General features: G+C 46.0%; 1 protein-coding gene. It reads left to right on the top strand.

The genetic code is table 11. The annotated features are described in order from the left end of the window. The first annotated feature begins 183 nt into the window (after nt 1–183). Nucleotides 184–11298: a DUF11 domain-containing protein gene (locus tag ACXABW_RS15620; RefSeq protein ID WP_457526024.1), complete on the top strand. Its 11115-nt coding sequence runs from the start codon at nt 184–186 to the stop codon at nt 11296–11298. Nucleotides 11299–11314 lie beyond the last annotated feature (16 nt).

Genomic DNA, 11314 nt, shown 5'->3' on the forward strand with positions numbered 1-11314 from the left:
GAAACCTTAACTCAAACTGACAGTTTGCTAGAAATTACAAAGTGTTACTTTGTTCAGCTTGCCCAGTAGTACCAATGTTTAGCGCGTCAAAACTATGACGACATAGGTGAGTAGGCCGTTGGCTTACTAGATGAGCAGTTGATGTAGGGCTTAGCTTACTAAATCTTAAGTTGGGAAAGTGTCGTGTCGTTTTATAAGTCTCTTGCTCGTGTGAGCTATCTACTGGTGTGTGTGTTTGCGTTGGTTACTTTCCAGGCTCGGGCTGCGGGAGAAATTGAAGTTACCGTATCCCCAAGTAGCGCGCTTTACGAAAACAGTGAGTACATCAATTACCAAATTGAGGTTAAGAACACGACCGCTAAAACCTTAAAAAATGTTCGAATTGAAGATCTTTATTGGGATGCAACGTCCTCAGGAGGGCGAGCATTTGATTCTGCCTCTGTGACGGCCACCCATTCGTGGGGCTCAAGTGAAGGCACTTTCACGGGCACTGACGCCAATCTCGAAGTAGCTGATGCTACGCTGTTTGCATTCGGAAAAATTACCTATTCAATTTCAGCTTTGGTGAGGGATAGCGCAGTCGGCGATATTCAGTTAGGTTCCACAACAGTGGAAGCTGATATCAACGGCGACGGAAGTTCTGAATCATTTACTCCGTTTTCGGGCAGTGTATTCAAACCTGTAGCGTATCAATACGAAATGGAGTTGACGGCCGATAAATCCGAATACGCTGTAGGGGGAAGGTTAACTTACACACTCCAAGTCACGAACACGGGCCGGTATGATGTTAGAGGGCTAGACATTAGTTTGCCTCTGGACAGCCTTAACGTCGCTTCTAATGACGGAAGCACGATATCGCCATTTCAAGCCATCAACATATCAGGAAAAAAATCTGGCTCGTCGAGCGATTTGGGGAGTTACAACTCTTCTGGTGACCTCAATGTTACCGACGCTAGGATAGCTTCTGGGGGCTCCCTTACGTATACCATCGACACAACTATCGCTGATACTTTGGTTGGTGATATTGAAGTGATGGCCGACTCTTCAACTAAAGATGGAAACGTCGTAACAACACCTGTTGTTACCCCACCGAGCGAGCCCAAGGTTGAAATTGAACATTCTCTGGATAAAACCAACCCCTACCTCGTTTCTACCAAGCGTAATTATACGGTTGAAGTTTCCAACCAAGGGGGAGGGATTGCCCACGACTACCACGTCAAACAAAATATTGCCGATCTGGTTTCAAAACTTGGTCTTGCGAATAACCTGGCTTCGGAACATAACCATTCTGATGTTGATGGAAACCCGTACCGTTCTTGGACCGTTGAAGTCAGTGATATCGGCGATAACTCATTATCGAACTATCGCTCTTCTGGTATCCAATCCAATATTCCGATTGATGACACTGTATCCATCTACCCAGGTGAGTCGATCACATATCTGATCAAGGCTGAATTGTCTCCTGTCGCTATTGGGCCTGTTTTGGGGGCCAATGCTGCTGTCCACGATGCGAGCGGGAACTTGGTGAAAGATAGCCAAATCGGTTCAGTGATAGAAGCAGAGCGGGTTTTGGGTGTCAACGACTCTGAAATCAATATCCAGAAAACCACCAAAGCATCTGAATACCTGCCTGGTGGCCAAGTTGAGTACGAAATCAAAGTGACCAACTCTTCGTCTAAGTATTTTGCTAATGACTTGGCGGTGGTCGATGACTTAACGTGTGTCCAGACTGAGCAGGCTGGTGGAGCCGGTACAGGTTCAGCATTCAAACGTTGGAAAATTGAGCCGAGCAGTTCAGAAGATGACAAAGGTACGGACCCGGGCAGTTATTCCTATGGAAATTGGATAACCTCACCAGTTACGCTGTCACCTGATGTCGCGCCGGGTGAGACAGTTACCTATACGCTCACGGCGGAAGTTAATGACTCTAGTGTCGGGTTGATCATTGATGACAACCCTGCGTGTTCAGACAATGTCTCTGAAGAGGGGTCTGGTATTCAAATGCCAGAAGATAACCTGCGCGCTAGCAAAGATGTCGACTCTCGCTACTATTCCGCCGGAGACATACTCACTTACACCATTCGTGTTGATAATGATGGCGACGGCTTTGCAGACCAAGTCCCAGTTATTGACGACCTAACCGCCGTTCAAACCGTGAATGTGTACGGAGAAGTGAAACCAGCATTTGATAGCTGGACGATTACCGCTGAGGCTTTCCATTCTGATGGCAGCGCAGCAAGCGCCACCGATACAGGCATTTCTGGCTCGATAGACGGTTCAATGGCTGACGGAAAGATCCTTGACGTTAAAGCAACCATTGAGCCTCATAGCTATGTGATTTATACCATTGCAGCCAAGACGAATCCTTTAGCCAATGGACATGTCCAAAACAGTGTAACGGTTGATAATTCCGTTTATGCAGATCGTGGCTCCGATCCTCATGATTTTGAAATTACGCTCAACAAAACAGTTAAAACCAACACCAGTGGTGGTTTTAACAGTGAACGTGTGAGCTATTCAAAGAACGACAATGAAGTCACCTACCAGCTACACGTGAAGAACAAGAAAGGCAATGGATTTGCAACCAATGTTTCGATTATCGATGAAATTTCTAAGATTGAAGCGGGTGTACTGGAGCCAGATAATGAATCTAAGAAAGTCTTTACCTCGTGGACTATCTCGGCCGAAATTGTATCGGATAACGCCTTGCTAAACGGCAATGACACCTATACCAAAGTGGGTGACTTTGAAGACAATAAAGATCTCAATGTAACCGCTCAAATTCCACCAGATGTCGAGATTATCTACACCATAGTCGGTCAAATGGACCGTAGCGATGGAGATAGAATTCTCTACAAGCGTTTTGATAATACGGTCACGGTGAAAACACCAGACTCAGACTCGCAAGAATCAACTTCTGATACAGCAGTGGTATACCCGAAAGAGCCGGATGTGGTTGTTGTGAAAACCACTCAAGAAAATGAGTTTTTTCCAGGGCAATGGGTAACGTTTGATGTGACGGTCTATAACCGAGGTGCTGGCTACGCAAATGAAGTGTCGGTGAAAGACGACATTAAAGCGATGAACGCCTTTTCAAAGTGGGAAATAAGCTCATCTACTGATCGAAATAATAGCCCTTATAAAACAGGGAGCTATGCGGGCAGCCCTACGAATTATGCCGACAATAACAATATTGATACCAAGGTGGATATCGACCCGCAAACGAAACAAGGTATGGGGTTTGTTCGTTATACCATCCGTGGTTTAGTGCGAAGTGACTATGAAAAATATGAAATTTCCAATACAGCGGAGATACATGAGCCAATCAACAACCTAGATCAGTCAGCGTCTGCAGAGATTGGGGACAGTGGTGATGAAAAACTCAACGTCTCGATAGTCAAATCAGCAGATAAACGACGTTTTATCCCGGGAGAAGACGTTACCTACCTGATCACTTTGGCTAACCTCAGCGAACACAAAGCCGACAGACTCAAGCTGGTTGACCCTCTCACTCAAATCAAATCGGTATTGGCGAACCAAAAAGATGATCATTTCGCCAACTATCGTGATCAGTCTCCATTTGAATATTGGCAGTTCGATTACGCTGATGGCGCTGGTTGGCGCGGTAAGGTGACTGACGACTTGGTTTACCCAGAAGGGGATGAGAACACCACATTTTCTCTAGCTGCTGGTGAAACCCGAACATTTAAGATAAAAGCGCGCATCAAAGACAACGTTATCGGCTCGGATAACGTGGGCTTTCTTGAGCCAATAATAGCGAACGATGCCTACATCTTCAGAGATTACAAGCAAGTGACGGAAGCCTCGCATGTTTCTCACCATGAAATGGAGCGAGTCGCATCTGGCGGCGGTGTGACACGCGAACTCCTTGTTAATGGCTCACCAAGTCGATACTACGCACCAGGCGATACGCTGACCTATAAAGTGACGCTATCTTCTCAAAATGGCTACATGAACGACCATGTGGTGAACGAGAACATTAAGGGCGTGAGTGTTCAGTTACTCGACGGAACGTCAGCAAACCCGTTTAACGATATGTTCAGCGTAGACGTAGATAAAGAGGACAGCGATGGTGGTAATGGCACGACGACTGGGGAGCAGGACGGAGTCGTTGCTGACAATGAAAACATTGATACAACGATAGATGTGGCTGGTGGCGATTCTGTTTGGTACACGGTTGAGGGCGTTGTCCGTGATGACGCGGTCGGAGATATCACCATTGGCGGTATTACCGTTGAGCCATACGAGTACCATTTAACGTTTACCAAAACAGTCGACCAAAAGAATTACCAACCGGGTGAAAACCTGACCTACCGATTGACGGTCAAAAATGACGGCAAAGGCAGTGCTTACAACATCCCAATTGAGGATGAACTCTCCACGATAGAGGTGGAACTGATTGATACCACTCAAGGCAAAGCCTTCCCTAACGGCTGGAAAATTGAACCCAAGGTGCTTGGCGGAAGTAAAGTCGCCGAAGTCGATCTTGATGGCACTCTGGCAGATAACCGTGATATCAACACTCATATCTCGGTTCCTGCTGGTGAAACGATTCAATACGTCGTGACAGCGCCTGTAAACCAGAATGCCGTCGGCGATATTTTGAACTTGCTTCGTGTCGACAATGATACGGTCAGCGCCGAATCTAAAACGGATACAGAAAAATATGTATTTGAAAAGAGAGTGCTGAAGTACTACGACCAAGATGGCAAAACAGAACTCGTCGGTGGCTATACGCCGGGTGGTTACATTGAGTATCAAATCCTACTAGAGAACAAGAATAATGTTCACTTGCAGGACATAAAGATCGTTGATGATATTCAAGGTATATCAACGGACTACTTCGACGGTTCGGTAGGCGAAGCATTTGATTCCTGGACCATCAGAACCGAAGTAGACGATAGTGGCCTTTCACACGCAGGAACGATTACAGACAGCAGCAATATTGATACAGCGTTTGACATTGCGGGTAGCAAATTTGCCAAAGGCGGTACGTTTGTTCGCTACGTAATCAAAGCGAAAGTGTCTGAAAAAGCGGTGGGCTCTATTCAAAATATCGCTCGAGTAGATGATAGCCATAACTTGCCGTCAGAGCGCTCTGATATGTTGGCTGCTGACCTTAAGAAAACACATAAAGCCTACACAGACACCAGCTTTAATACTCAGAAAACCAACTACAACTTTGACTCGCGTGACAAGGGGCAAGAGGTTGTTTATCACCTTCGTATAGAAAACAAAGGTAAGGGTACGGAGTTTTTAGCTTCGCTTAAAGAAGAGTTTTCTAAGGTTAAATCTCGCTTGGCGCAAAATGCCGCAGGAGAGCCGAATGACCAGAAAGGTTTTGTGTTTGAGCAATATGGTTGGACAGTAACAGCCACTACCTCGGGTGAGTTAGTGACAGATATTGGTGGTTACGCGGGTGGTTCAAATGTCGATATCAATATTCCAAAACTATCCATTGCACCTGGTGGTTGGATTGATTTTGTTATTGAGGGCAAGATTCGAGACGATGCGTTAGAAAATGTCATCGTGAAGCCAAACTACAACGGTAGCAGCTTTCAAAAATCAACGCTTAAGCCAGACGCACAAAACTTAATAGTGAGTAAACAGATCCTCTCGATTGGTGGTAGAGCTTACCGTGATGGTGATACCTACAAACCAGGCGAGGAAGTCATCTATTTGCTTGATGTCGATAACGCAGCCAAAGTTTGGACAGACCAAACTCGTATTCGCGACATTGTGTCTGACATTCAAGTAGAAGTGATTGGCGGTGCGACAGAGCAAGCGTTTGATAGCTTTGCTATTACCCACACGATTTCACAGGGGCTAGAGCTTCGCGTCGATACTTACTTACCAGACTATGATGCGAATAGTGACATTGACCTAATCACCGATATTGGCCCAGCAGAAGACATTCAGTTCACTATTAAGGGAACGATTCGTGAAGATGCGCTAGGTGAAATTGATGCGAACAAAGCCGTAGGCGGAAGCACCACGGTAGTGACACCTACGATTCCACCTATCGCACCTAAGATCGATTTTGAAAAGCTAGTCGTTAATACCACTGCCGATAGCAGTTCTTGTACTTTCCCGTCGAATTCTGGCAGCGGTTGTGAATACAACCCAAGTGGACAGGTGAACTACACGATCACTGTAGAGAATAACGGTGAAGGCATTGCAAATGACGTGTCTATCGTCGATGAGCTCAACAAGATTTCAACCTCTACTGGGACAAAAGCGTTCAGTAACTTATCGAGCACCATTTTAGAGAAACCAAGCTCTGACCGCTTTGCTATTTCGGGCAGCTATGAAGGCAATATGCCTTTAAACGCGACATTCGACCTTATGCCGGGTGATAAGGTTATATTTGGACTGTCAGGAGTCGTCGATGCGGACGCGACAGGTACTATCACTAACATCGCCAAAGTAGACGGAGCCGATTCAAACGATATCGTATTGGGGCAAGGTCAGGCGGAAATCTTGGCTTCAAAATCAACGGATACACCAACCTACGTACCGGGCGGTGAAGTCCGTTACACCATGTACGTGGCAAACAAATCCGACTCTAACGTTGACGTACGCGTTCAAGACCAAATTTCAAACTTTACCGTAGAAACAGCAGACGGCACTCAAAAAACAGCGCTGAAAGATTGGACAACATCGGTCAAGTTTGTCGGCAATGCTGGTGCGGCTCATAACGATGCGAGTGCTATTCAAACCAAAGGTGATATTGACGCCATTGTTAAGCTAGGGGCCGCGAGTACCGAACCAACCGTACTGCAAATTAATGTTGTTGGCCACGTGCGAGAAGATGCGATTGGCAAGTTTGGAAACACCCTCTACGTCGATACAAAGCAATACGATTTGCAGCAACACTTTATTTACCCAGAGCAAGGTACTTTGCAAGTAAGCAAGGTGGCTTCATTGTCCCCGGCTCTCTATGCACCGGGTGATTCGATTGGTTTTGATATCGAAGTAGAAAACACTGGCGGTGGTTACGTCCAAAATGTGGTGATTGAAGACCTTGCCAAACAGATCAAAGCGGATGTGGTAGATAGCTTATTGCCTCAGCAGGCTTTCGACTCTTGGGATGCTTCGAAGAGCAGTGTTTCAGTGGTTGACTCATCGGCGAGTAAAACACAGGTGATTTCGGAAACGGCCTTTGACAGCAGTGATGGATTCAAAGGTAACTACAACATCGCTCCTAACTCTAAGGTGGTTTTGCATTTAGAGGGCACAGTTCGTTCGAATGTCATCGGAGAGATTGAAAACCAAGTGGAGGTAACAGCAGATAACCAAGATGCGTTAACTGCTCGCGCAACTTATCAACCAATTGATGCTGAAGTCACCGTGTCAAAAACGGTCGATAAAGACGTGTATCTCGCGGGTGATACGCTGACTTACACTATCGTACTGACCAACACCCAGCGCGTATGGGCGGCAGATGTGAATGTTGTCGACCTGATTGACAGAGTAAGCTCAACGTCCATTTCCGGTGCTACGGTTACCGCGTTTGATGCTGGTAGCTATCAAATCACAGGGGTATCGTCACTAGGAACTACTTCGTTACCAGCTCTTTCGGGTGACTACATTGATAATACGGTCGACATTGCCCCGAATGACACCATTACCGTAACCATTAAAGCGACGCTCAAAGAAGACATCGTTGGTGAAGTTAAGAATACTGTGACGGTGGATTACGATGGCAAAACCGTTGGTGATGAAGCAGTTAGCGAACCGTTGGTACCTAAACTCAGTGTGACCAAGCAAGCGATTCATCCGACCTATGAACCCGGAAAACAAAATGGGTTCACTATCACGATAGAAAACCAAGACGCCGCCTTCGCTGACGATATTACCTTGCAAGATGTGATTTCCAGCATTTTGGTAGAAACGACAGATGGCACAGAGCAGTTGGCCTTCAGTCGCTGGTTGGTTGACTGGAGAGCAGATGATCCTAGAACTCAAATTCAGTCTTCAACCTACAGTTGGGACACCGACATCAATAATGTCATTGATTTAGCACCAAACGACACCATTGTGTTCACGGTTGAAGGGCCGGTCGAAGACAAAGCGATTGGGCAGATCGAAAATACGGCATTGGTGAAGTTTGATGGTAAAGAGTACTCACCTACAGCGGTGATTGAGCCTGAGAAATCCACTATTAAGGTAGAAAAGGTCGCTGATAGAGAGTATTACCAAGCGGGTCAGTTGGCTCAATTTACCATCACGGTAACCAACGATGGCAATGGGTTTGCCAATGATGTTGAACTAACAGATTTGATGTCTGATGTGATGGTTACCCTGGTCGATGGCAGCAAAGGCAAAGCATTTGAACAGTGGGTCATTGAAACCAAATACAGTGACCCAAGGTCGTCACTGGTAACGGAGCCAACGGGCAACAACCCAGATATCGATACCTTGGCGGATATTGCGCCTAACAGCAATATTACCTTTGTCATCAAAGGTAAAGTAAACAGCTACGCTACTTCTGATATCTATAACCAAGTCTCGGTAACCGCTCCGACTGAAGCACCGATAACGGCGGACGCTTTGATAAAACATCGACCTGTGTCGTTGAAATTAGAGAAGTTTGTGGGTGAAGCGGGTAGTGATACCCAAATGGCCTATGAACCGGGCAAAGAGGCAACATTCCGAGTGGTTCTGAGTAACCAGAACGAAGCATTTGTTGCTGGTATTCAGCTAAAAGATCTCTTGAAGTCGATGCAGGTGACTACAGTCAAAGGTAGCACTGAGAAAGCATTTGAAACATGGACGATAGATGTTTCTAAAGGCAGCAAGCTAACCTCTATTTCACCAGACCCAAGTGGTGCGAATAAAGAGGTTGATGCGACAGTAAACCTAGCCCCAAATGATACCTTGGAATTGACTATCAAAGGCAAAGTGAACGAGTTTGCCAATGGTCAGATTGACAACAAGGCCAGCATGACCACGTTGTCGGGACGCGCTCAACGTTACACCGCAGTCGCTAGCCTATTGCCTGAGCCAGATAACGTACTCATCACGGAAGTAGCCGACAACCCGATTTATATCGCAGGGGAGCAATCAACGTTTAGGGTAACCCTATTTAATGACAGTAAAGGGTTTGCTAACGATATCGTACTGAGCAATATGATTTCACGTATGTTGGTACCGACTCGACCAGATATTAGTACTGGCCAGCGTCAGGTGGTGAGAGCATTCACTGATTGGACAGTTGATATCAGCAGCAGTGATCCGAGAACGAAAGTGATTCCAGGTTCTATCGCTGCCAACGCGGACATTGAAGCGGTGATGGATATTGCGCCGGGAGACAGTGTGGAGTTCGCAATTACAGGTACAGTCGATGCCCGAGCCATGGGTGAGATTGTTAACGTAGCGAACAAGATTGCAGAAGCAAAAGATAACGCTCAGAACGGTGGTAGCAATGCTGGTGGGAACACATCAAACCGCAGTGCTACCTCACCTTCAAACCACGCTACGATAGAAACGGTCAGCGCGATGATTACGCCTGAAGCCGTACGTTTTGCTATTGATAAAACCACATCCAAAGGCGACAACGCTCAATATACCAACGAGGATGACGATTTGGTGTACTTGCTTAAAGTGAGTAACGAGGGTGCTGCGACGATTTCGGGTGTCGAGATGGTTGATGAAATCAGCAAGCTTGTTGGGGCGAATGGCAACGCATTATTTACCTCTTGGAAAGTACGAATCGAAGAGTGGCCAACAGGACAATTGAAAGGGGAGTTTACGGACAAAGATCTGATGTTACCTGATGGTAGCCTATCGCTTGATCTTATGCCTTACATGGGTAATGGCTATGAAATTACCATCACTGGTCAACTTAACAAAGGCTTAGATGACAATGTCACTAACACCTTTACCGTTAAAGATCCGGCCACAGGTCAAACGGCTTCTGATTCAGTAACCGTTCACGTTAAAAAGTTTGCTGACAATGAAGGGCAGCTTTCCGTCACCAAAGAAGCCTTGCAAAACGATGTTTCCGTCGGTGATGTGGTTGAATATGAAGTCATTATTCAGAACAACAATGATTCTGAATTCAAGAATGTCAAATTGGTCGACCGCTATCCAGCAGGGTTCGAGTATGTTGAAGGCTCGACTGAAATGACCAATAGCGGGCCTGATGGCGCATTCGATACGGGGGATGATGTGCTGTCCACCGCTGACCCATCTGTTACCAATGAAATGGTGTTCAATGTAGGTGATATGCTGGCTTATGGTAACGATGATGGGACGACGACTGAACAAATCCGTATCCGTTACTTACTCAGAGTCAGTGTTGGAGCGACGTTTGGCAAATACGTCAATACTGCCGTTGCGATGACCCCTCCTGAAGGCCAGTCTTCGGGGGCTCTTGTGGTGAACTCAAATAAAGCCAGTGCGATAGTCGAAGTGGTGCCAGATAAGGTTTTCGATACTGCTTCTATTATCGGTAAAGTCTTTGAAGACCATAATCAAGATGGCTTCCAAGCAGATGCCACAGCTTACGATGTACACATTAAAGTAAATATGGATGAGCAGGATTATATTCCTGGAACCACTTTAATCACCAAAGAAGGGGCAGAAATCCTGTTAGAGGATGTGCCATTCAAATCGGATTACCACCCAAGCACAACTTATGGTGTAGAGCTGAACACTAAAGGCCAGTATGAACACGGTTATGGTGAGGCTAAAGCTCGTCTGGAAAATAAACACGACTCTGTGTTGGCGAAAGGCCACACGTTGGACAAGTTGTTCGGTATGTCTTCAAATCGAACCTTACCGCACAGCAACAAAATCGCGTACCAGTTAAAAACCCGCTCCCGTGCAGGTTTCTCTTTCCGTATTGAAACCAATGCAGGTAGCTATTTGGAATTCGATCGTGACGGCAAGATCAAGACTAATCATTCGTCGGATAAGGCTGAGGGTCTATCCGCTGAGAACTTGGATATAACGCGCAACCTTTACAAAGACGGAAATGATTACCTGTGGGAAATCGTTATTGAGAACAAGGGGATCTATGAAGATGGTATTCCAGGCGTTCGATTACTTACTACAGAGGGGATAGTGATTGAAACCGATCAATACGGTCGATTCCACGTTCCTGATCAGTGGGTATTAGATAAGAAGGGCAAAAACTTCTTAGTAAAAGTCGATACCGATTCGCTGCCAACAGGTATGAAGGTCATCAGTGAAAACCCGAAAGTACAGAGGATCTCTCCGAATAAACTGACTAAGTTCAACTTCAGTATTCATACCGGGGAGGAAGACTAACCGTACACAGAACAAT

The organism is Vibrio paucivorans, from assembly GCF_054053395.1.